The sequence below is a fragment of the Ruminococcoides intestinihominis genome (genome assembly GCF_040096285.1).
GTDB lineage: Bacteria > Bacillota > Clostridia > Oscillospirales > Acutalibacteraceae > Ruminococcoides > Ruminococcoides intestinihominis.
In genome coordinates this window covers 1-23,016 of record NZ_JBBMEY010000016.1, presented here as the reverse complement: position 1 = coordinate 23,016, position 23,016 = coordinate 1, and the positions used below count along the sequence as shown (strand labels likewise).

Below are 23,016 nucleotides of genomic sequence, written 5' to 3'. Positions count from 1 at the left end.
ATATGGTATAGTAAGGGAGCGTTAGAGATACGGAAAGTTCACTAACACAAAACACTACATAAGCTGGTGTAGCTCAGTTGGTAGAGCAGCTGATTTGTAATCAGCAGGTCGGGGGTTCAAGTCCGTCCACCAGCTCCAAAACAAGCCTACTAAATACAGTAGGCTTTATATATGGGAGATTTCCCGAGTGGCCAAAGGGGACAGACTGTAAATCTGCTGGCAACGCCTTCGGTGGTTCGAATCCACCATCTCCCACCAAATAAGAACCGTTCGTTTGAATGGTTCTTATTTTTTTGCATTTTTTATTTTCTTTATCTTTATTATTATCGTAATTTATCACTCTCTCCCTATGTTTATTGTGACAAATTAGTTTTTTAATTTTAATTGTGCTAATCCATAAGAAACTTTTTTCAATTTATTGAATAACCTATCTATATACGCAAAAACAAAATTGAAAACTAATTTGCAGAACTGATTAATCTTTACCCACAGACATAATTGAACAAACTTCTCTCATAAACAAACAAAAATCAAAATATTTTCAATTTTTTCTTGACAACAGATTATTATTGTGGTATAGTAATGGAGCGTCAGTAATTTGGAACTCAAATTACTGAGAAAACTACATAAGCTGGTGTAGCTCAGTTGGTAGAGCAGCTGATTTGTAATCAGCAGGTCGGGGGTTCAAGTCCGTCCACCAGCTCCAAAAACAAGCCTACTTAATATAGTAGGCTTTATAATATGGGAGATTTCCCGAGTGGCCAAAGGGGACAGACTGTAAATCTGCTGGCAACGCCTTCGGTGGTTCGAATCCACCATCTCCCACCAATAAGAACTGTTCGTTTGAATGGTTCTTATTTTTTATATCTATATATCTATTTTTATTCGGTTATCTTTTCAGCCAAATATAATAATTTTATGCAAATTATGCAAAATAAAAGGACTATCAAACGATAGTCCTAATTTAATATTAGATTGAGTAATTATGAGAAATTACCATACACAAGGTTTTCAGCTTCCTCAACAGAAATATCCATTGAACAAGAAAGTTCCGAAAATAGATTTCTTGATGAAATTCTCATATACTTTTCATCAATAGCAGAAAGGCTCTTCCCTACTCTCTGACGCTTTTTCTTTCTGGCGACAAAGTACTTTAGCATAGCAACCAGTACTTCCGGAGTAGCCTCTTTCATACATTTTCTATATGCTTCATCTCTAAACCTATCAAATTTAACATCAATAGGATCGACTTGAGGAATATTGTCAATCAACCCCTCTGCCTCTGCTTTAGTCATTGGCGAACGCATATTCTCTTCATTTTCTTGTGGTATGTAATAAACATTATCACTTTTCTGAATATCGTGCATAACATAGTAATTTTTTCTAATCTTGCTATGAGGCATCTTCATTCTTTCAATTCTGTCAATTACACAGGCAACACCATTGCTGTTGATTACCTTGTCACCCTCTTGATACATCTTTCATTCTCCATTCAAATAACACTGTTCAGTCTGAGCTTCTTAATAATTCGATTTATTACTCATATATTTCTTACGTATATATTATATCACATTTTAAAAAAATTTCACATACCTTTAAAAGTAAAATTTCTTGCGAAAAAGCCCTTAATTTTACAGAAAAATGCACAAAAAATAAACAATTAATTATTGACAAATTAGAGAACCACTGATATAATTAAAAATACTGTTGGGGCCAATAGCTCAGTTGGTCAGAGCCACCGGCTCATAACCGGTTGGTCCGGGGTTCGAATCCCTGTTGGCCCACCATAGAACGCATTAGCATTTGCTAGTGCGTTTTTTCATTTTACATTAATAATTTTAGTTGTATAATTGTATTATCACACATAAAGAGGTTTTATTATGAATAAGGAACTAGCTTACAAATTAGTTAAAAATAATGATGAAATTCATTCTTTTTATCTTCTTGCAGACAAAGTATGGCATGAGTACTTTCCTTGTATTCTTGAGAAAGAACAAATTGACTATATGGTTGAAATGTTCTTTAGTAAAGACGCTATGGATAAGCAAATTAATAGTGGCTATGAATTTTATTTTGTGCAAATGAATAATGAAAACATAGGTTTCATTGTTGTTCATCCGGAAGAAGAAAAGTTATTTTTAAGCAAACTTTACCTAACACTTGAAAACAGAGGTAAAGGCTATGCAAGTAAAATGATGAACTTTGTTATCGCAAGAGCAAAAGAGCTAAAGAAGAAATCAGTTTACTTAACTGTAAATAAATACAATAAGCACACAATTGATGTGTATAACCATTGTGGCTACAAAACAATAAGAAGTGAACAAACTGACATTGGCAAAGGTTATATTATGGATGACTATGTAATGGAACTTACATTATAAGCCAAAATACTCCTTTTTATTTGACTACTGCACTTTAATGTGGTAAAATGATAAAGACTTTTTATTATGGAGGGGTATTATGACAACATCCAACATATGCATATTAATATCCATTGTAGCATATCTTTTCCTTGTGCTAATAATCGGTGTTGTATGTGCTAGACAAAACAATTCTGTAGATGACTTTTATTTAGGTGGCAGAAAACTGGGTCCACTTGTAACTGCAATGAGTGCTGAGGCCTCTGATATGAGTTCTTGGCTACTTATGGGACTTCCAGGTGTTGCATACCTAAGTGGTGCCAGTGAAGCTGTGTGGACAGCTTTAGGCCTTGCTATCGGTACATATTTTAACTGGCTAATTGTTTCTAAAAGACTTCGTAACTATAGCCAAAAGATTGACGCTATTACTATTCCGGAGTTTTTCTCAAAAAGATTTGGTGAAAAGAATAAGGTTATTATGGCAATTTCAGCAGTAGTAATCATTGTATTCTTTGTTCCATATACTGCATCCGGTTTTGCTGCTTGTGGTAAGCTATTCAGTACAGTATTTGGTCTTGAATACCATTTGGCAATGGTACTCTCTGCACTTGTTATTGTAGGCTACACAACTATTGGTGGTTTCCTTGCAGCATCAACAACAGACTTTATGCAAAGTATCATTATGACAGTTGCATTAATTGTTATTCTTGGCTTTGGTACTTATTCTGCCGGTGGTTTTGAAAATGTTATTGCAAATGCTCAGTCACTTCCGGGTTACTTTAGCTTAACAGAAAGCTTTGATGCAGCCACAAAAACATCAACACCATTTAGTTTACTTTCAATATTCTCCCTACTGGCTTGGGGTCTTGGTTACTTTGGTATGCCACATATTTTACTAAGATTTATGGCTATTGGTGACAGTAAGCAGTTAAAGCTATCAAGAAGAGTTGCAACTGTATGGGTTGTTATTTCACTTGCAATTGCAGTATTTATCGGTTTTGTTGGTCTTGCTATGACAAATAACGGTACTCTTGAACACTTAGCAGATAGCGAAACTATCATAATAAGCATTGCAAATCTACTTTCTAAGAATGGTATTGTATTTGCTTTATTAGCCGGTGTTATCTTGGCCGGTATCTTGGCATCAACAATGAGTACTGCTGACAGTCAGCTACTGGCTGCATCTTCCGGTGTTTCAGAAAACATTGTTGGTGGATTATTTAAGGTTAAAACATCAAAAAAATCAGCTATGATTATTGCCAGAGTTACACTTCTTGTAATCTCAGTTGTAGCAGTTATCCTAGCTTGGGACCCTAACTCATCAGTATTCCAAATTGTATCATTTGCTTGGGCCGGTTTTGGTGCAGCATTTGGTCCTGTTGTACTATGTGCTTTGTTCTGGAAAAGAGCTAATAAGTACGGTGCATTCACCGGTATGTTTGTAGGTGGTGCTATGGTATTTGTATGGAAGTACCTAATCGCTCCTATCGGTGCATCTAACCCTGAACTTTCATTCCTAAACATTTATGAACTACTACCTGCTTTCTTAGCCGGTTTAATCGTAATTATTGTTGTTAGCCTACTAACTAAAAAGCCTAGTCAGGACATTGTAGATACTTTTGAAGAAGTAAAGAAAATGAATTAATTTATAGTAAGTAAGTTAAGTCAGTTTTGTCATATAGTTATCTACTGTATAGAACACTATTCAAAAGATACAACTGTATTTGTAGCAAATCAAATGAAAAATCATAGAAAAGTATTTCAATTAGAAAAACTAAATTAGAAAAACTAATAGATAAGCATTTGCCTGAGAAGGAATTATTAAATGAGATTAAAAAGTTGGAAAACGATTTTTAATCATCACATTTAGCACTAATATTCAGATAAGGATACCATCATTGGTATCCTTATTTTTTGCTATTTTGATTTTAACTAAGTATTCATACATTTACTATATTAACACTTTATCAATTGATACAGCTTAAATCTGAGGATTTATAGGCATAGCAAAAGGCTGTTGCCTCATTGCAACAGCCTTTTCTTATTTTTTATCCGAATCATCTTTAACTATATGATTATAAACATCATCAATCTTTTTCATTTTAGGGTCATCAATCTCTGATGACTTTTTCTTTTCTTTTTCTAATCTTTCTTCCTCTTGAAGTCGCTTAATAATATCATTAATATCAGCCTTAGGTTTTGCATTACCTGTAAGAACTCTTATGAAATTAATAAGTTCATCAAGGAAGATTAGTATAATCAGTAGCAAGAATATTACCAGACCCCATGGTGACAAGAACAAGTTATACAAAGAATTGACAAGTGGTATTTTTGCCACAAATTTTGCTTTAACTTGGCTTATCTTTATTGGATGGTCAGGTGTATCGTTAGCAACACCTTGAGTTTGCAACATTGTGTTGCCATTATCATCCTTATAAGGAGCTTTAATAACCTTATGGGTGATAACCATACCGTCAAGTGAACCACTGCCATCATAGGAAATTATGTCCCCTACTTTGATTTCACTTTCTTCTACCGATTTATCAAGGATAATATCTCCAACATGCAATTCCGGTTCCATACTACCGGTTGTTACCCTAAAAATAGTATAGCCAAATACTGTTGGAGTTTCTCCATTTATTCTTGTTACCACAATAATAACCATCGCAATTCCCAGTAATACAACTAAGAACCAGCCGATGGTGTTCTTTACTGTGACAAATGTTTTATACTTTTTTGATTTTTCTTTTACTGCTTTCTTCACACTATCACCAAATAATATTTATACTATAAGATTATAGTGTCAAATTGATTTTGTCAACACTAACAGTAATATCAGAAGAACCTTCATTTTTAATATACCAATATACAGTCACTAAATTTTCTTTACTCTTTTCATTATAAGGATATGTTACCATATTAGTAACTACCGGAACACTGATTAATTTTTTTGTTTCATCTGTAACAACCAGTCTACAATTAGCAGTTTGAGTGTCTCCATGAGCACCGGTAGCAGTTAATGTCAATTTTGTTTGACCAACAGACTTACCGGTAACTACACCATTACTATCAACTGTTGCTATTTTACTATCTTCTACTTTGTAATTAATACTTGTTCCTTGAGCAATAGCAGAAAGGTCAATAGTCTTACCAACACTAACTGTTGCCAAAGAATAAAACTGCTTAATACCTGCACCCTTGCCTGTAGAAGCATAGTCAGCGTTAGTACCGAATCCACCTTTAAAAATACCAATTAGGTTTTTAGTATCTACATTAGTATTATCAGCACCGTAGTAATTTTCGCTATCTTTCAATCTAGGTTTTACACAAGTTGCATCATATGGAATCTCAGCATGATAAAGAAAGTATTCGGAATTAAATGCATCTATTGTGCCATGCGGATACTCAGAAGCCACAACTGAATTACCTGGAGTAACACCATCACCCCAATAGTGAACTGAAAAATCAGCAGGATTAAAATTATTTGAAGTATTAAATCCAACATAAACATTTTTCTTGTTTATATCATTGATAACCTTGTTACCGGTATTAGATTGTAAATGCTTATGGGTTTTCATAGGATTATTAACGCCTACATATGTACTAGCGTAGTCATTAGAATCAACACCGGAAAGATAAAGTGAAACTGTTTGAGCTTTTAGTTCACCGGTATTCTTTATCTCTGTTTTATAGCACAATCTTTTACCGGCAGGTATAGTTTTACCATTTATTTCAGAAATAGAAGTTGTATCATAAACTCCCTCTTCACTAGTCATTTCGTAAGTTTTAACCTCAAAATTTTTACTAGAAGTTTGATTATAAGAATTCTTACTCCAACTAAAAGAATTACCTTTTCCTTCTTTAGGTCGGGTAAACCATGAGAAGGTGTTTGTTGAAACACACAAAAAGCATAATATTAATGATAAGCACAAAATTGCAATTATTCTTGTTTTTCTCATAGTTTCACCTCGCTATTTCTTAATTACTCGGAGTATAAGTCCATGTATCAACATTGTAATGTTGATTAGTATCTTTGTCATCCTTTAAATAATAAGCAGTACCATCTTTAAAATCACTAATTTCTACTGTCTGCTCTGCACCCTGCTCTTTTTTACCGTTACTAAATACTAAACCTGTATAAGTTGAGTCAATTTCAACCTTATAAACTGCCTGACCTAGATTATTTTTATAATTCGTATCAGTCATTTTTACACCTGGAAAATCGCCATTTTTGATAGTACCATTCCACGCATAGCAGTATACTTCGTTCCAATATTTATTATTGGTTAGGTAAATAGTATATTTTTCTGCAGGAGTTTACTCTACATACTTTGTCCAATAACCATTGTACTGTGTATGGGATGTATCGTAAATAAAACAATTATTTTCATCACCGATTTTTGGAATAGGAGAGTCCTTAGTTTGACCTATCCAATTATCTTTGTTTTTAAAAATAATTTTGGTATATTTTACATCAATATCGACTTTGTAATAGTTGTCGCTAACCTTAGTCATTTCAATTGAATCATTATGGGTTTTGTCATACCACACATAAGCATAAGGTGGTGTCCAACCCGGAACATTCTTGAAGTAAACTGTCACCGTAGTTTTCTTCTCAAACTTAGCATAATAATCAGTAGGTGTATCTTTATTTACTGTAATAGACAAATTCTTGTCAAGATAATTTTCTCCGACTCTCTCAGTACAAGCCTCATCAGTAAACCAACCCTTGAACTCACTGTTTGCACCAGGTTCAGCAGAAATTGTTGCTGTTTCGCCATAGTTAATCACATCAGTAGTAAGTGTACGGTTAATATTTACTGTTGAAGTATCTGTTGTATCATTCTTTACCAGATGAACATTGATTGTCTTTGTTTTTATCTTAAACTTAGCATAAAAACTCTTTTTGTTTTCGCTTGTTTGAGGGTCACCTTTAAATGAATCAACACTATATGTAACATTTTCACTATCAATTAAAGTATCATCAGCTTTATTATACCAACCCTCAAATTCGCAGTTTTCATTTCCTACAGCTGTAAATGAGAATGATGTTCCATACTTTACAATTCGTGTAGTATGAGTTTCTAGTGTTTCATTATCTGATTTAATTTTACCATAATTAACCTGTTCACTCAAATCTGTTGTTTTATCATTATAACAATATGCGTAAACATCAATCGTGTATCGTTTCAAAACAAACTTTGCATAAATACTCATATGAGATTTTACAGAGTTAACTGTATAACTTTTCTCACTTGAAAGTTTATTACCTGCTGAACAATCCTTGTCACTATACCAACCGTCAAATACATAACCGGAGCCATCAACAGGGACAGCCGTAAATGTTACAGAACCACCATGATTTACAATAACTTGAACTTGTGCCTTATGTTCATTACCATAGGTGATTTTGTTTCCTTGTTTGTTTTTATCGTCATCTTCAGAAACTGCACTTGCAGTAACTGTATATTTCTTGATTTCAAATCTGGCATAGAAAGTTCTATCAGTAGGATTAACACTGTCAATCTCAACATTAGCAGGGTTTTCACCGGTAATCTGAGTACCTCCGGTAGCACTGTCAAACCAACCCACAAAATCATAACCTTCATTAGGTGTCGCAGTAAGTTTTACCGTTTCTCCAACAGTTACATCACTTTTAATTGCACTGTCAGATGCAGTACCGGAATTAATTTTAACTGTACCGCCTGTGCCACCTTGAACATTATCAGTTACGGCAATAACATTAACGGTATAAGTTTTCTTAAATAACGCATATAAAGTTATATTGCTGTCACTACCTATTTTAAATTCACCGTCTGTTACAGGAGCTTTAATTGTACAATCAATATCTTTGTACCAACCCATAAACTTGTAACCCGGGTTTGCAGTAGCATTTAGAGGAACCGTAGTACCCTCTTCTCCGTAACAAACTTTCTGATTTTTGCTACCAATAGAAATATTACCCATTGTTTCATTTGAGTCAGTGCCATATTTCACTTCTACACGCTTCTTGCTGACAACCAGTGTAAAGTCATTTACTGCTACATCTCCGTTATTGCCACCGTTAGAATCTTGAAGCCAAAGAGAAATTTTTACTTCTTTACTAGAATTTGCAGGTATAGAAAATACCGGTAAAGTCACTTTTTCATCTGAATTAGTATATTTATCAAAAGCGTTAACCGTAGTTTCTGAAGGCGTACCGTTAGTAGCTGCTACAACATTTTCAGTAGCATCTTTATTAGAGAATATCTTAGTAACACCATCAACTGTAATAGCAATTCGCACTCTGTTGTCTGTTACTGCCTCATTACCGATTTTGATTGATGGTATTTTACCAAACTTAAAATCTTTACTTTTATTTTTTTCTTTATTTACTACTTTAAGATTATAACCAATGTAGTTTACATTACGGTCATTTACAGTTGATTGACGATAATTATTGTTATCACCAACAATAGGAAAATAAAAGTTCTGACCGTCAGCACTGGAACATGTAGCTAAATGAACATTACCGGCTTTTTTGAAATAGCCGTCTAAATCAAGGGTTTCGTTATAACCACTGCCGGAACCGATATTCGCAACTGTCATAACAGGATTGTCAATTTTACCGCCACCGGTAAGTGCCAAAGAAGAAATTGTTTCTACCCAAGAAAATGTTGTACCGGTAATTAAAAGCATCATTTGGATAAGTGCTACAACTGATAGTACAATTGTCTTAATTGAAACACGTCCAAGGAAATTATCACTTTTCTCAGTTTTTTTGCCATGTAATGGCCTTTTCTTATTCATTTGTGACATCTCCTTATCTTAATAATTCATTAATTTGTTCTATGAGCAACATCATCATTTGAAATTTCCATTGCAATATTCATACTTCTATTAAATATAACATTTTGATCTATTCTAATTGTCTTTGTATCTGATTTGCTCTTTAGCACAAAATTGGTTAAAATCGAATTGACTTTCATCTCATAATTATTAATCTTACAAACATCGTTGTCCAATTCCATAGGAACCAATGTTCCATCGATAAACTTAGCATACATTGTGTAACCATTATCATTAATATTACTTTTTATCCAATTCTTATTATTAGCAGTTATGTTAAAGTCAATACCTATCTTAATCTTAGCATTTGGATCTTCAACAATTCCACCACCGGAGCCACTGCCACCTGAACCGGAACCACCACCGGAAGAAGAACCACCACTGGAAATATTTTCGTAATCCCAATAACCCAAACAAGGTGATAATCTCTCTGATATATCCTCAGTTGTACTATAACCATTACCACCAAGAGCTGTATAAACAGTTTTTCTTGTACCATTTATTTCTCTGGACTCTTGAAGTGGAGCTTTTTTTCTGTCAGTATTTAGCTTTTTTGCCCACATTGTTTCAACATCTTTTCGGGTATACCATGCGTTATAAATCATTTCATCGTTAAGACTGTATCTATTAAAGGTTATATCTGTTACAACTTTTTCAGGAATTGGAGCAACCCATGTTGGATTTCCTTTTGCATCTTTATCGTTTTCTTGCATAATAACTGTACGATAAGGTGAACCTGTTGTAGTAATGTCTTTATAAGTCATAGTTACAATACAGTCTTTGTCTTTATTAATCCAATGTGTTACTGAAGGATCATTATCACCTACAGTATCATCTACAAAAGTAATCCATTCCATATCTTTAAAATTACTTTCAAGTTCTATATCGATAGAAAGATCTTTACCTGCATATTTATCACAATTATCACCTGTGCCCTCAAGCCACGCAACCATAGTCACCTTCTTTGGGGTCGTGCCCTCTAGTGTAAATATTGGCTTACCTACTGCGTAGTAGTAATCAGAGAATGAAATGGAAGTTGAATTTTCTGTATTTATAACCAAACCAGTATCCAAAGCAGTCGAACTAATTGCCGGATAAGTCTTTGCATATCTGTCAACAAGGGCAGTTGGATCAAAAACTGTTGGTTTATCCTGACTGTCAGTAATGAATGCAATCCTAATGGGACAAGCATCGTGAGTAACAATACCGGTTGGTTTCAAAGGGTTATTTTTATCTTCAAACAAAATCTGTGTTGAACCATTAAATGTTTCGTTACCGACTTTAATTGTGTAACTCTTTACATAAACATTAGTTTCCTTTGAGTCTGCACTAACAGTAAAATCTTTGTACAAAAACCTTTGGTTCTTGTCACCAACAGTAGCATCTCTATATTGCAATGAGTAGGTTAAATTACTATCACCATCTACGTTATTATTGGGAAAAAATAAATTTCTGCCATCAACACTTGATGCCTCATCAATTTTAAAGTTATCAACTTTAATATGATTTGTAATATCTTCACCATCATTAACACGAAGCCCTGTACCTGAATTAAAATTCATAATATTTGAATTAATATTTGCATTATCCTTAATTGTAAACCAAGATACTGTTGTACCAACAAGCACCATAACAACTAAAAAGAGTGATATATATGAATAAGAAATACCCTTAAAACTATGTGAAACATTACCACAATGTTTTGAAACATACTTTTCTTTTTTCACTCATATCACTTCCTTTCAATTTAGTGCCTTATTACAAGGATAACTTAATTGTTGCCTTAAACTTTCCACCAACCATAGCAAATCTTGCTTCATCATCTTCACCGTCAACCCAAATATTTACTGTTGTCATACCTGAAGCATATTTATCACTAGGTTGTTTTTTTGTTAACATGGCAAAATCATAATTTTTACCTAATTTAAAATCATTATTTGTGTTTGTAATAACATCTTTATATTCTACCGGTGCTGTTCCAGTAGGTTTACCCGTTTTGCCATCTGAATTTTTTGTTACCTTCCAATACTTATGTTTAAACGTATCGCCGGAAGTATTACCTAAAGTAACTTCCTTTTTATCACTGTCATAGTGAATTTGAGGAGCCGGTATCCATAAATTTTTCAATTTTGAATCAGCACTGTTTACAGTAGAAAGTCTTACTGCTCCAACAATACAGTCCTTTGAAAAATCACCGTCGTCACTTTTATTACCGGATTGTTCACCTGTTAATGTGGTAGAGATTGGAGAAATCTCTGTTCCTGAATTCAAATAAACCATATGATCTTCACCCGTTTTCATATAAACATCAATTGATAAATAAGAATCCTTATCAGCAACATCCCACTCACTACTTGTATCAGGCTTAGCCTTACCATTTTCTTGAGTAAGCTTTGGTTTATAGAAATCCGTACCGTCACTTGTAATTTCGATAATTGACTGTTCTTTCAAGAAAGGATAATCCTCTTTAGTTAAAGTAATTTCCCCTTCTGACCATTGAGTTTCATCATTAACATCAGGAGCAGGTTCACCATGTTGCACAACTGCAATTTTTAGACCTTTAGGTGCTTCGCAGATAACATTGATACCATCAGCAGTTGCCTCGGTCTTGTTTGTAAACCAAGAGATAACACCGGTTAGTGCGATAATAATAAGCACAGCCATAACTATTAAGTTTTTTATAACTAGGGATTTGGTATCCCTTTTTACTTTTACAAGTTCCTGGTCTTTACTCATATTACCCTCACTACTTTTAGGTTATTTAATATTCTCTAGTTCCTCAGCAGTAAACATTTTCTTCTTAGCTTTTAGCTTAATGGCTTTAACCTTTTTAGCCTCTTGCTCTTTGATTTCTTTAACTTTCTTATTATACTCTTTTTCCAGTCTTTTTTCAACTTCTTTTAGCTTTTGATTAAACTTCTTTTCTTCTTCAGAATAAGCCTTATCTTTCTGCTTTTTAACCTTAGCAATTTCTGACTGATGAATCTTTCTTTCCTTTGCTAAGGAATCAGCAGCACTTCTGTGTAACTTTTCTATTTCTTTAGAATGATTAGTGTTAATCTTGCTAATTTCTTTTTCTTGTTCATCTTTTAGTACAACAAGTTTAGCTTCATAAATCTTTCTTTCTTTTTCATTAGTCTGATTTAAGCTATCCTTTTCCTTTTGGAAAGACGCCTGTTGCTTTGACATTTCATTTTGAAAATTAGCTTTTTCATTAGCCATTTTCTTGTCAAAGTTAGCATTTAACTTGTTGATATTTTCAGCATTTTTAGAATTAATTTCTTCTACTTCTGCTTTATGCTCTGCATTAATAGAGTTAACATTTTCACTATGCTTTCTATTAATTTCAGCAACTTCATTTTGGTGGTTACTATTGATAGTAGAAATTTCTTCACTATGCTTTGTGTTGATAGAAGCAATTTCATTATTATGATTTGCAACCAAAGTATCAACTTCATTTTTATGTTCTAAGTTCAAACGGCTAATTTCAGCACTATGTTCTTTTCTTTCGGTTTCAATAGTGTTGTTAAGGTTTGCAACCTTATTATTTAAAGAAGAAATTTCTGCTTTTTGGTTAGCAATAATTCTATCTCTTTCAGCAATATCTTCCTTCAACTTAGCAATAATACCGTTTAACTTTACGATTTCTTTATTTAAAGAATCAATCTCTGCTCTTAACTGTTTTTCAAGTTCAAGTAGTCTTGTGATTTCTGCTTTCGCCTTTTCAAGTTCAGCAGTTAACTTTTCTACCTTATCTTCCAGTTCGGCAATTTTCTTTTTCTGTTCTTCAATGATACCTAATAATCTTTCGATTTCAGCCTTGAGTTTTTCAATTTCTTCTTCAAGAACCATAATCTGTTTCTTTAGGTCTTCAATCTGTTCATAAGCTAAGTTTAACTTATTGGTTAATTCAACAATTTGTTGTTCTCTTAGCTCAAGAGTCATATTTAACTGTTCAATTGTTGCCTTTAATTTATGAATTTCAGTTTCTCTTTCACGAATTTCCTGAAGCCTAATGTTCATTTCTTCCTGACGAACTTCTTTCAGCTTTTTCTCAAAAGCTATTCTAGACTTTGTACCTTGGTCAGCAAGAGCCTCTTCTTCAGCTTTTTCTTCTAAATACTTTTCATGTAGAGCTTCCTTCAAAGCCGGACTTTGTTCAATTTCCATAACGAAACGATTAAGGCTCATAAGTCCGTAAATATCACGCTTAATATCCTTACTCATTTCACCGTTAAAGGCATTTTTCTCAACAACAAAGCCGGGTTTTTTGTATTTTTCTAGGAATGTCCAAAGTTGAACAGCCTCTTTAAAGTTAGGGTTTTTCTTCAAAAGGTTAGTCATTGTTAGTGGTGAATGAACCACTTCGCAACCAACTAACTCTTTCATAAGTTGTGAATTTAAAATACCCTGTGTAATTTGTCTGATTCTAACTACTCTGTCAAAGTCACTTAAATTTTCAACATCTTCATTATTATCTACTTTTTCAACTTCATGGTTTTCATCTCTAAAGTCAAAGTTAAACTTTATCCTCTGACCATGATAGTCAACATCTCTGTGGATATGTGTTTCATAAAGTGAGTCTTCCGGAGTTTCTCTTAACTTTCTAAATCTTTCCGAAATAAATCTTGAAATGTTGGTAAGAAGTGTAAACAACATTCTGTTTTCATAAATGTTATATGTATCCTCTTTTCTAACATTCAGTAGATTGTTAGGAATAACATCACCACGTTCATCAATTTTTGAAATATAATTAGCATGGGATGCTAAATGTTTAACAGTTTCTGGACCTACCTTCTTGATTTTTGCAACATTAACTACTTCTTCTTCGGAAATAATTGTTCTACGCATTTCACCAACTGCATTTTGGATATAAGGCAAGGCATATTCAATTGCTTCAACCCAGTCCATATCAATATAACGAGAGAAGATTTCACCACTGTGAACATCCTCACCGTTATCAGCTCTATCCATACCGTCAATATAATAATTAAAGGTGTAGTCATCCTTTAGGGTTTCACGCAATTCATAATATGCACGATACAATTTATTATATTTTTTGCCCATAGGACACACCTCATTCTCAATAAAATAATCTTAAATTAATAAGTCCACCTCTCCCATAAGGAAGAGGTGATATTGTTTTTATACTAGCTTTTGAAGTCTATGTAGATAAGCCTTACTTTCGCCCATATTTTCTCTACCATATAGGTGATCCATATAAGCAACCAGACCATCAATTTCGTCTCTAATATATGATAGGTTTAGAGATTCAAACTTTCTAAAGATTTTTCTTGCTAGGACATAGTCAAGGCCGTCAATTTCCTTACCACCACAAGCAACATAACATGGTGTAAAGGACATTACCTGACGCATAATTCTGTTACCAAAAGCAATACGGAAATGTTCAATAACATAATCATCAAGCTTGTTTAGTTTATCAATTAGTACTTGGCTAACAGGATATTGCTTCTTAGCATTGTCAAATAGGCTCTCCAAATAATGATAGTTAATCTGTACTGGTGGAGTATCCGGTGCATCAAATGGAGTACCCTTACTATCAATATCAATAGGCATTGCTCTGTCGTAAACCTTATCGGCAATAGCAAAAGTAGAGTCATCGTTATTAGCAGTACCGATATACCACATATTTGGTGGTATCTTAAAGTTACCTTGGTCAAAGTGTTTAGGGTCATCAGGCCATACATTTGGAACCATTGAGATTACCCATTCATCACAATCCGGCATTTCTAGAATTGATAGCATTTCAGCAAAGTAATATTCAACTCTAGCGATATTCATTTCATCAAGTACAATAACATAAACATTATCGTTATAACTTGCTTCGTACATTGCACGCAATAGTTCTGTTTCGTTAAATCTCTTAGTAAATTCATTGAAGTAACCGAATAGCTCAGTTCTATCTCTCCAAGATGGCTGTACAGGTGTGATGATTGAGTCGTTACATACAAACTTACCAAATGCACGAGCAAGGGAAGTTTTACCTGTACCGGAGATACCTTGTAGGATGATAAGTCTGTTACTACCGAATGAAGCAACAAAATATCTAATCAACTTAGTATCATAATAAAGACCAAGTCTTGAACAAGCAAAGTTACGGAACTGGTCACAGAACTGTTCAAGTGTAATTGTATTGTTGTAAATTGGAGGCTGATAGTCTGCCCAAACTTCATCAATATGACATAGCTTGTAGAAACGCTGAGTTGTTTCTTCTTCACCATTATTAAGAGCTTCAATTTCTTCCCCTGTAAGTTCAGAAATTTCGTTAGGGTTAAGACCAATCTGAGAAACCTTCATTGATAGAATCTTATCTTTCTCAAGGTTTAGTCTCATAACCTCTTTAGTTAGGTGATTAACTTCTGCTACTAAGTCCCCTGTATCCTTAACCTTTTTCTTATAACGGAAAAACTTTTTTAAGGATAGAACAATAAGCATTACTAAAAATACAAGGACAGCTGCAAGTAAAATCATTGCAAATATGGCAATTACCCACTCTAATCCTCCAAGTTCTGATGTGTAATCGCTAATAATCTTTCCGTACGCTGGAAAATCAAACATACCAACAATGCCCTTGAAAATTCCTGTTACAATACTCCAAAGTGAAGTAAAGAATTGTCCCAGAAATTCATATAAAAATTTGAATACTGTATCCATAAGGAATCTACTCCTCTTTCTGTTCTTAAAAAAGTTTTACCCTTAGTCCTATGACTAATCGCCTCAATCATAAACAAACAACAAATCTTTCCGGCGTTGCTGACCCGTTAGAAAGATTTATCGCTTATGTTTACATATTTGCTTAACCATATAATTCTTTCCGGTTTAGCCCTCATATGCAGTATTTTCATTAGTGTACTGCCAACTAAATTGTAGTGAAAATTCTCTGCAACAGTGGACTTTCACCTCTTAGCAAGTTTTTAATTTTATTCTTGGTCATTGGAGTTTTCTTCTTTAGAAGATTCTTCCTTTGCCTTTTGACTTGCTAAATATTCTTCTATTGCTTTTTGCTTTTGCTCTTCACTAAGCTCTGCGTTTTCGGCAGCCTCTTGAGCAGCGGCAATAGCTTTTTCCTTAGTATAAGCCATCACATTACGGATAACACGAACCAGCTCATAGATAAAGAATAATATCATTGGTAGAACGATTACGAAGAAGAATCCCCAGAAGCTCTGTAAATAGTCAATTACAGAACCAAAGCCACTAAGCTTCTTACCCTGGTAATCACTTGTCTGATAAATACCCACAATCTTACCGTCAGTAATCCAACCGTCTGTCTTTGCATCAGACGCTGCGTTGTTATCACCTCTTGTTAGGTAATACTTAACTCCGTCCTCATCCTTAATCTTTATAATACGATGGCATTTTACCATTTTGTATTCAATACCATCTTCCCCCTTGTAGGAACTTTCAAAAAAGACAATGTCGCCTTTGTTGTAAGTTTCGCCAACATCCATTGACTTACCTATTAGCAAGTCGCCGGCATAAAACTCAGGTTCCATTGAACCTGTTTGGATAGCATTTAGTGTGTATCCAAGTAAATTAGGAGACCCAGTATCTTGAGAAGCTAAAGATAATGTTAAAATTAGAGCGGATACAAGTAGTATTAATACTACAAGCACATCAATTACTATGTTTATCACTTTCTTAAAAACTTTCATTTACCTGGGTCTCCATTTCATTTCTTAATTAATTATGTAATTTTACTTTAATAAAATTATAAATTAGTTTCCTGCACCGTTATCGTCAACAGCAGTACCTTCAACTGTAAGTGTTAAACCAGGAATAAACTGACCAGAGTTAGCATTTGTACACTGTTCATCCTGACCTTCAAACCATACATATACATTAAAGTATTTTACTTCGTCTGGAGCTATTGTACCAACTTTAATTGTTTTACTTGTGGATGGAGTTACAGCTTCAACATCCGTATCTGTGTATGTACCATCTTCATCATTAAGTGTTCTTAGTGTTGTACCTGTTGCAGCCTTATATCCTACACCATCTTTATCGATAATATAGTCTTTCCATGCTGTCTTACCTTCTTCAAGAGGAGCAATAGTTGTTAAACCCTTATCTGTTACAGGAACAACAGCAATTCTACCATAATCACCTAGATCACCATCGATAGTAATTTTTACATCTTTACAATCTGCCTTACCGGCATTCTTAATGTTAATCTGGTCAGCAAAATAATAGTCATTGAAGTTTTTGTTTTCAGCAAGCTGTGTATCTACCCTTGTAGCTGTATCAGCTGCGAAAGAAGTACCTTCTTTTGCATTTGCAAAGTACCAGTCATTACCGTTTACTGTTGAGACAGGTGTTAATTTCTTTCTAGCACCAGCTTCACCAACATTGTATTCAACATGTGTTCTCCAGCTAGCGTCAAGCTTACTGTTTAGAACTAGGTTAGATACCTTAGTTGTTCTTACATATACACCGTCTGCATATGCTTCTGTTGAACTTGTGAACCATGCGAATGTTGCTGTACCTAGAGCAATGATTGCTACTAGAAGCATTGCTACTGAAGAGATAAGAGCTCTCTTCTTTGTTAATAGATGTGTTTTCATAGAGATTTCCTCCTAAAATTTATTACCCCTTAAACACCACCGGGGTTTAATTACTTATATTCCACGTTCTACCCATCCCTCTTGTCAGCATTTAAGGTTAATAGAACATTATGGACTTTTTATGTCTCTTTATCATCCTCAACTGAGAATGTCATAGACATTTTCATATGACCACCAAGGATTTCGTTGATACATTCAGGGTCATTGCCCTCAACCCACATTAGGACTGTATATTTATCAACTTGGTTTGGCTTAAAGTTTTCACTTTTTGTTGTCATAATTTCTTTATCATTTATCCAAGCCTTAAAATTAAGTGACTTTGGAATAAACTTACTATCGTCTTCCGGTTCATTACTTTTATGCTTTTTGTGAGCATAAACAGTAGGTTCACCGTTTTTGAAAACAATAACTCTAACTGCTTCATCCATACTCTTAGCAGCGCCCTTATTAATAAGAGTTGCATCATAAGTTAAGGACTGATTACCGGCATTCTTACAATAGAATGTATAAGCCAAGTAATTTTCACCGGCGTTATTAGTACCGGCAATTTTCTTTTTATTGTTGTTACTGTCACCGTTATGACTGCCACCGTCAATTGACTTGTCCTTACTTGACACATACTTATCTAAATAAGAAATATCACCATTAAGTGTCATATTATCAGTTAGCCAAGCATAAGTAATGTTGGTTACATTATCAACGCCTTTACCTGATAAAACCGTTTCGGGATGTTTAAAATCTGAAGTTTCTGAAAGGATAATACCTTTTTGGTCAGCTAGACGGTCAACATCAATAACCAGGTCACCGGCTCTTGTCCACCAAAACATTAATAACCACAAGCAAAGTAGAAAAGCAATTAAAAGTAGACTTAACCAAAACAAAAGTCTTTTTCTTCTTCTGGTTTTGTCCAGAACCTCTGCATCTCTTGCTTGTCTAAACTCACCATATGAACTTTCTTTTCCGGTTTCTCTAGCACCTTTTTTGGTTAATTTACTAAGGTCACTTGGAGTAAAGTCCACATTTTCATTTTTCTTTTTCTTAAACAACTTTTATCTCCTCCCTATCTTAGTAAATTTTTATGAATTAACTTGCGTCAGCTTCTCCACCAAATGTTAGGATAGCTTCCATAGTTGATTCTTGAATTTTGTTAACACATTCTGGGTCTTCACCCTCAAACCAAACTCTAACTGTAACTTTCTGTGGAGTTAGCTTCTTAAGGTCACAAACTTTGTTTGCATCACCGTAAGTCATTGGTCTTGATAAATCAAATGTTGTTTGACCGGCAACTGCTGAGCCTTTGTTTGGTTCATATATAATAGTTCTGCCATCTTCATTAGTAAAGCTAAAGCGAACTGCCTTAACAATATCAGCCTTATCACCTGTTTCTTTAGTAGAAACCTGAGTACCTTTGATTCTGTTTTCATTGTCAGCATCATTAGTAATATGAACTGTTAAATCCTTAGTTGAGATTAAGTAAAGGTCAAATTCTAGGAAAGTGTTTTTGTTTCTTTCCATTTCTCTGCCACTTCTGCTTTTAAATGCTCTACCGTTTGAAGAAGTAACAGGATCAAGAACTTGGTCTTTCATTGTTGTATTAAATCTATCGGTTAGTTCCTTATCAATCATAGCACCTGTAACAGTCTTTACATATTGTTTAAAGTTGCTACCGTGATTCTCTGTACTGATTCTAAGGTCCGGTGCAGTACCAATAGTCATATCCAGCTTTTCAACATTAGCAAGGGTACTAATAGTAAACCAAGCAAATGTTACTAAGACTAAACTCATAAATGAAATGAATAACAACACCAGACTGGTCTTTCTACGAACACGCACATTGACTTTGTCCATTATTTCTTTTTCAGCAAGAGCCTTTTGAAGTTCAAAGGTTAACTCATCCTTGTTATCCATCATTGCACCACCCTATTTCACCTTTTAATAGATAGTTCACAAACCGTACATAAACTATCGGAACATTTATCGGAACCTCTATTATTATACTACAATTTAGTTGTTTCTTCAACAATATGTCCGAGTTTCTACCTTTTTCATAGTCAAAATTGCCACGATTTATGCAAAAATTCACAAAATCATCAAATCAAGAGTAAAGTTGCACAATAAAAATTTTCAATTTATCACAAAATGTACAAACAAAATTTACCATTTAATACATTTAGAAATTTTGCACAAATTTTATGTAATTTTAATTATGAACATATTGTAAATATACATGCGATAATTCTTTAACAAAATTATAATAGCATATATTCCTACAGAACAAATATAATTTAAAAAAATATGTGTTAAATGTTTATTTTTGTCTAATTATGTGGTATCATAGAGAAAAACGATTTAGGAAGTATTATATATGAAAGCGAAATCAATTATTATCACAACTATACTCGTAATATTAGCTATTATTTCAGTTGTCTGTGCCGGTCTTACACTTTATGGTGTTGACATTGTTGAGGAAACAAAAAGTTTACTGAATATAACTACAAATGCTCAGTCCGTTAGTTTTAAGACAAAAGAAATCACCTTGGGTGTTGGTCAAGAATCTTCTCTTGATGTTGTCCTTTCTCCTAAGGATGCAAAAAACACCTATAAATTATCCTCTACTGACAGTAGCATAGTTAAAGTTACCGGCAACAAGGTTATGGCACTTAAGAAAGGTGATTGTTCTATTAAAGTAACAACAGATAATAACCTTACTAATTATGCTGACATTACCGTTGTATCAGCACCTAAGAAAATCTCTGCACCTAAAAAGGTAGTTATGGCTAATGGTGAAAGCTACACTTTTAAACCGGATGACAGCGAAAATACACCTAGTGACTTCTATACATATAATATAGATAATAAAAATGTCGCTACTATTGATAAGACCGGTACAATCAAAGCAATATCAAAAGGTAATGCAACTATTACAATCACAAGCTACAATGGTATTGAAAAGAAAGTTAAGCTACAAATATTTAATGAACCTACCAGCTTTAAGCTAAACTTAGCTAACACAACAATGGGTGTTGGTGGTACAATCAATATTGTTCCGGAATTTAATAAAAATGAGGGTACTTCAAGCTACACATTCACTACAGACAATGACCACATTGTTTCTGTTGATAATAAAGGTCTTGTAAAGGCACTTAGAGAAGGTGAGGCTAATGTTACCTGTACTTTATACAACAACCTTTCTGCTACCTGCAAAATTATTGTTACAGAACAAAAGGCTAAAATCCGTAAGAACCTAGACAGAACAAAACCTATGGTAGCACTTACATTTGATGATGGTCCTGATGCAAGTAATACAGAGCAAATTCTAAAATCACTAAAGAGTGTAAACGGTAGAGCAACATTCTTCCTTGTTGGTTCTAGAATTGAGGGTGAAGAAGATATTGTTCAGCAAGAATTTAATGCCGGTCATGAAATCGGTAATCACTCTTGGGATCACCAATATGCAAGTAACATCAGCGAGAAAAAGCAAAGAGCTGAAATGAACAAAACAAATGATGCTATTAAGAAAGTAATCGGTGAATATCCTACTGTTTTCCGTTGTCCGGGTGGTATTACTTCTAATGTATATGAAACTGAAAATATTAGCCCTATTATTCTATGGTCAATTGATACTCTAGACTGGAGTACAAAGAGCAGTCAGGCTACATTTAATGCAATTAAGAGTGTATTTAAGAAAGGTCAAAACCTTGATGGAGACATTGTTCTAATGCATGATATTCAAGACTCAACACCAAAGGCAGTTGCAAACATTGTTAAGTATCTTGATAAAAAGGGTTATCAGCTAGTTACTGTTTCTGAACTTGCTTACTACAGAAACACAACTATGAAAAATGGCGAAACATATTCTTGTTTCTACCCTACAACAAACTATTCTCAAAAGAGAAACAACAGTAATACAAACAGTAACCAAACTGAGTTCAGTACAAATCAAAGTAACAACTCAAACAATACAACAAGTACAACAGTAGCAAATAATCAAAATGTTGTAACCGATAATACAACACCTACTGTTAACTAAAACAAAAAAATTAAGGAGTGGCCAAAACGGTCACTCCTTTTTTGTTTGAAAAAATTATTAATTTTAAATAAACTTCTGTAAATCGAAGTTAGAAGTATCAACTTCTTTATCAAAATCAACTTCAGTTACCTTTTCAAGGAAAATCTTATTTAATTCTCTATACTTTTTAATATCTTCATCAGCAATACCATCTGTAACCTGATGAATTAGATTAAATAACTTTTTCTTTTGCTTAAGAATAACCGGTTCTGCAACTTCTTTATTAATGAAAATTCTTAGAACTCTTCTATCCTTTTCATCAACTGAGGTAGTTACATAGTTACCTTTTCTCAAAGTTTCTACTTCTCTTGAAATTAGGCCTTTGCTAAACTCTAGGCTATCTGCAAGGTCACTAACTGTGTTTAACTCCGGATAGTATCTTAGTGTTGTTAAAACCTGTAAACCACAAACGCTTACCTTTTCCCCTTCTACAGCAAGTTTGCTGAATGTACGGTAAGCCTTTAGGGTTGTTTTTACAACATGCATAACCTCTACACCGGTATCATGTAAAAATTTTTCGTCCATCATAAGCCACTCTTCCTTTTACATAGTAAACAATTTTACATCACTATGTTAACAAATGTCTATTTAGTTGTCAATGTTATCACACTAAAAAGAAAACAAATAACAAATCAGTTATCTAATTTAAAATTCTTTTATATATATTACTGCACATTTGTTTATTTTCATATAGTAAATATTGCATATACATATCATTATTTTTACATTTTTATAGGTGTTATATTCATTGGTATTGATATTTGTATTTTCAATTTTGTCTGTGCGTTAAGATTAAGTTGATAAATTTGGGCTTTTCAATTTTGTCTGTGGGTAAAGATTAGTTTGATAAATTAGGGTTTGTGGGGTTGATTATGTAATGTAGATAAATTAGATAATAACCGATTAATTCATCTAATTTATAGTTTTTCCCTCCTTCAGTCATTCTTTAAAAGGTGAATTGCTCTGCAATTCACGAATGACAGCTCCCTCGTCTGAGGGAGCCTTTGTTTTTACTATAAATTGTATTAATTTATAAAGTCTGTACTATTTAAAAATTGCGTACTAATTTTATATTTGTACAAATTATTTTGCTTCCCCGCTGAGGGAAGTGTCACCGAATGGTGACGAAAGGAGTGGTTGATATTTTAAACTTGTTTAAAATATCATCATGGCT

The 23,016-nt window shown here is 33.7% G+C and carries 17 protein-coding genes and 5 tRNA genes; 8 read left to right on the top strand and 14 right to left on the bottom strand.

Annotation, left to right across the window (positions count from 1 at the left end; genetic code table 11):
- Positions 1 to 62: 62 nt before the first annotated feature.
- The 4 genes from WMO18_RS05725 (at position 63) to WMO18_RS05710 (ending at position 828) form a co-directional block, all read left to right on the top strand.
- Positions 63 to 138, top strand: a tRNA-Thr gene (locus WMO18_RS05725).
- 35 nt (positions 139 to 173) lie between these two features.
- Positions 174 to 258, top strand: a tRNA-Tyr gene (locus WMO18_RS05720).
- Between the two features lie 372 nt (positions 259 to 630).
- Positions 631 to 706 (top strand) — tRNA-Thr (locus WMO18_RS05715).
- 37 nt (positions 707 to 743) lie between these two features.
- Positions 744 to 828: transfer RNA gene (locus WMO18_RS05710), tRNA-Tyr, on the top strand.
- Between the two features lie 155 nt (positions 829 to 983).
- Here WMO18_RS05710 and WMO18_RS05705 read toward each other — a convergent pair.
- The gene (locus tag WMO18_RS05705) at positions 984 to 1,478 is read right to left on the bottom strand and encodes a CarD family transcriptional regulator (protein WP_022505684.1); all 495 of its coding nucleotides are present in this window, start codon (positions 1,476 to 1,478) and stop codon (positions 984 to 986) included.
- Positions 1,479 to 1,710: 232 nt separating this feature from the next.
- On the opposite strand from WMO18_RS05705, the gene WMO18_RS05700 reads away from it, so the two are divergent.
- From WMO18_RS05700 to WMO18_RS05690, 3 genes are all read left to right on the top strand, one after another.
- Positions 1,711 to 1,787, top strand: a tRNA-Ile gene (locus WMO18_RS05700).
- A 93-nt stretch (positions 1,788 to 1,880) separates the two neighbouring features.
- Entirely contained in the window at positions 1,881 to 2,381 is a 501-nt protein-coding gene (locus WMO18_RS05695) for a GNAT family N-acetyltransferase (protein WP_211147160.1), read from the top strand.
- Between the two features lie 79 nt (positions 2,382 to 2,460).
- Positions 2,461 to 4,005, top strand: coding sequence for a sodium/proline symporter (locus WMO18_RS05690; RefSeq protein ID WP_211147161.1), 1,545 nt, complete (start codon positions 2,461 to 2,463; stop codon positions 4,003 to 4,005).
- A gap of 396 nt (positions 4,006 to 4,401) precedes the next feature.
- Here WMO18_RS05690 and WMO18_RS05685 read toward each other — a convergent pair whose 3' ends face one another.
- The 12 genes from WMO18_RS05685 to WMO18_RS05630 all read right to left on the bottom strand — a co-directional run bounded on the left by WMO18_RS05685 (position 4,402) and on the right by WMO18_RS05630 (position 19,684).
- Positions 4,402 to 5,124: a signal peptidase I gene (locus tag WMO18_RS05685; RefSeq protein ID WP_211147162.1), complete on the bottom strand. Its 723-nt coding sequence runs from the start codon at positions 5,122 to 5,124 to the stop codon at positions 4,402 to 4,404.
- Between the two features lie 31 nt (positions 5,125 to 5,155).
- Positions 5,156 to 6,136, bottom strand: a complete 981-nt coding sequence (locus tag WMO18_RS05680; RefSeq protein WP_211147163.1) for an Ig-like domain-containing protein — start codon at positions 6,134 to 6,136, stop codon at positions 5,156 to 5,158.
- 202 nt (positions 6,137 to 6,338) lie between these two features.
- Positions 6,339 to 6,656: a starch-binding protein gene (locus WMO18_RS05675; protein WP_211147182.1), complete on the bottom strand. Its 318-nt coding sequence runs from the start codon at positions 6,654 to 6,656 to the stop codon at positions 6,339 to 6,341.
- A gap of 21 nt (positions 6,657 to 6,677) precedes the next feature.
- Positions 6,678 to 9,149: an InlB B-repeat-containing protein gene (locus WMO18_RS05670; RefSeq protein WP_211147164.1), complete on the bottom strand. Its 2,472-nt coding sequence runs from the start codon at positions 9,147 to 9,149 to the stop codon at positions 6,678 to 6,680.
- 29 nt (positions 9,150 to 9,178) lie between these two features.
- Positions 9,179 to 10,915 carry a hypothetical protein gene (locus WMO18_RS05665; protein ID WP_211147165.1) on the bottom strand — a complete coding sequence of 579 codons (1,737 nt, stop codon included), beginning with the start codon at positions 10,913 to 10,915 and terminating at the stop codon, positions 9,179 to 9,181.
- A gap of 31 nt (positions 10,916 to 10,946) precedes the next feature.
- Positions 10,947 to 11,924, bottom strand: coding sequence for a hypothetical protein (locus WMO18_RS05660; RefSeq protein WP_211147166.1), 978 nt, complete (start codon positions 11,922 to 11,924; stop codon positions 10,947 to 10,949).
- A 21-nt stretch (positions 11,925 to 11,945) separates the two neighbouring features.
- Entirely contained in the window at positions 11,946 to 14,255 is a 2,310-nt protein-coding gene (locus WMO18_RS05655) for a hypothetical protein (RefSeq protein ID WP_367286424.1), read from the bottom strand.
- Positions 14,256 to 14,333: 78 nt separating this feature from the next.
- Positions 14,334 to 15,863 carry an AAA family ATPase gene (locus tag WMO18_RS05650; RefSeq protein WP_367286423.1) on the bottom strand — a complete coding sequence of 510 codons (1,530 nt, stop codon included), beginning with the start codon at positions 15,861 to 15,863 and terminating at the stop codon, positions 14,334 to 14,336.
- Positions 15,864 to 16,129: 266 nt separating this feature from the next.
- On the bottom strand, positions 16,130 to 16,864 hold the full coding sequence (locus tag WMO18_RS05645) for a signal peptidase I (protein ID WP_367286422.1): 735 nt from the start codon (positions 16,862 to 16,864) through the stop codon (positions 16,130 to 16,132).
- Between the two features lie 63 nt (positions 16,865 to 16,927).
- Positions 16,928 to 17,773 carry a hypothetical protein gene (locus tag WMO18_RS05640; protein WP_367286421.1) on the bottom strand — a complete coding sequence of 282 codons (846 nt, stop codon included), beginning with the start codon at positions 17,771 to 17,773 and terminating at the stop codon, positions 16,928 to 16,930.
- Positions 17,774 to 17,892: 119 nt separating this feature from the next.
- Complete coding sequence (locus WMO18_RS05635) at positions 17,893 to 18,819, bottom strand: hypothetical protein (RefSeq protein ID WP_367286420.1); 927 nt, start codon at positions 18,817 to 18,819, stop codon at positions 17,893 to 17,895.
- 37 nt (positions 18,820 to 18,856) lie between these two features.
- Entirely contained in the window at positions 18,857 to 19,684 is an 828-nt protein-coding gene (locus WMO18_RS05630) for a hypothetical protein (protein WP_367286419.1), read from the bottom strand.
- Positions 19,685 to 20,138: 454 nt separating this feature from the next.
- Between WMO18_RS05630 and WMO18_RS05625 the strand changes: the two genes are divergently transcribed.
- Positions 20,139 to 21,803, top strand: a complete 1,665-nt coding sequence (locus WMO18_RS05625) for a polysaccharide deacetylase family protein (RefSeq protein WP_367286418.1) — start codon at positions 20,139 to 20,141, stop codon at positions 21,801 to 21,803.
- A gap of 63 nt (positions 21,804 to 21,866) precedes the next feature.
- Here WMO18_RS05625 and WMO18_RS05620 read toward each other — a convergent pair whose 3' ends face one another.
- Complete coding sequence (locus tag WMO18_RS05620) at positions 21,867 to 22,370, bottom strand: MarR family winged helix-turn-helix transcriptional regulator (protein ID WP_022505302.1); 504 nt, start codon at positions 22,368 to 22,370, stop codon at positions 21,867 to 21,869.
- Positions 22,371 to 23,016 lie beyond the last annotated feature (646 nt).

Excerpts from the sequence above, each read along its gene's own strand:
- WMO18_RS05705 (WP_022505684.1), bottom strand. The coding sequence starts at position 1,478 with ATGTATCAAGAGGGTGACAAGGTAATCAACAGCAATGGTGTTGCCTGT.
- WMO18_RS05695 (WP_211147160.1), top strand. The coding sequence starts at position 1,881 with ATGAATAAGGAACTAGCTTACAAATTAGTTAAAAATAATGATGAAATT.
- WMO18_RS05690 (WP_211147161.1), top strand. The coding sequence starts at position 2,461 with ATGACAACATCCAACATATGCATATTAATATCCATTGTAGCATATCTT.
- WMO18_RS05680 (WP_211147163.1), bottom strand. The coding sequence starts at position 6,136 with ATGACTAGTGAAGAGGGAGTTTATGATACAACTTCTATTTCTGAAATA.
- WMO18_RS05670 (WP_211147164.1), bottom strand. The coding sequence starts at position 9,149 with ATGAATAAGAAAAGGCCATTACATGGCAAAAAAACTGAGAAAAGTGAT.
- WMO18_RS05660 (WP_211147166.1), bottom strand. The coding sequence starts at position 11,924 with ATGAGTAAAGACCAGGAACTTGTAAAAGTAAAAAGGGATACCAAATCC.
- WMO18_RS05655 (WP_367286424.1), bottom strand. The coding sequence starts at position 14,255 with ATGGGCAAAAAATATAATAAATTGTATCGTGCATATTATGAATTGCGT.
- WMO18_RS05650 (WP_367286423.1), bottom strand. The coding sequence starts at position 15,863 with ATGGATACAGTATTCAAATTTTTATATGAATTTCTGGGACAATTCTTT.
- WMO18_RS05645 (WP_367286422.1), bottom strand. The coding sequence starts at position 16,864 with ATGAAAGTTTTTAAGAAAGTGATAAACATAGTAATTGATGTGCTTGTA.
- WMO18_RS05640 (WP_367286421.1), bottom strand. The coding sequence starts at position 17,773 with ATGAAAACACATCTATTAACAAAGAAGAGAGCTCTTATCTCTTCAGTA.
- WMO18_RS05630 (WP_367286419.1), bottom strand. The coding sequence starts at position 19,684 with ATGATGGATAACAAGGATGAGTTAACCTTTGAACTTCAAAAGGCTCTT.
- WMO18_RS05625 (WP_367286418.1), top strand. The coding sequence starts at position 20,139 with ATGAAAGCGAAATCAATTATTATCACAACTATACTCGTAATATTAGCT.
- WMO18_RS05620 (WP_022505302.1), bottom strand. The coding sequence starts at position 22,370 with ATGATGGACGAAAAATTTTTACATGATACCGGTGTAGAGGTTATGCAT.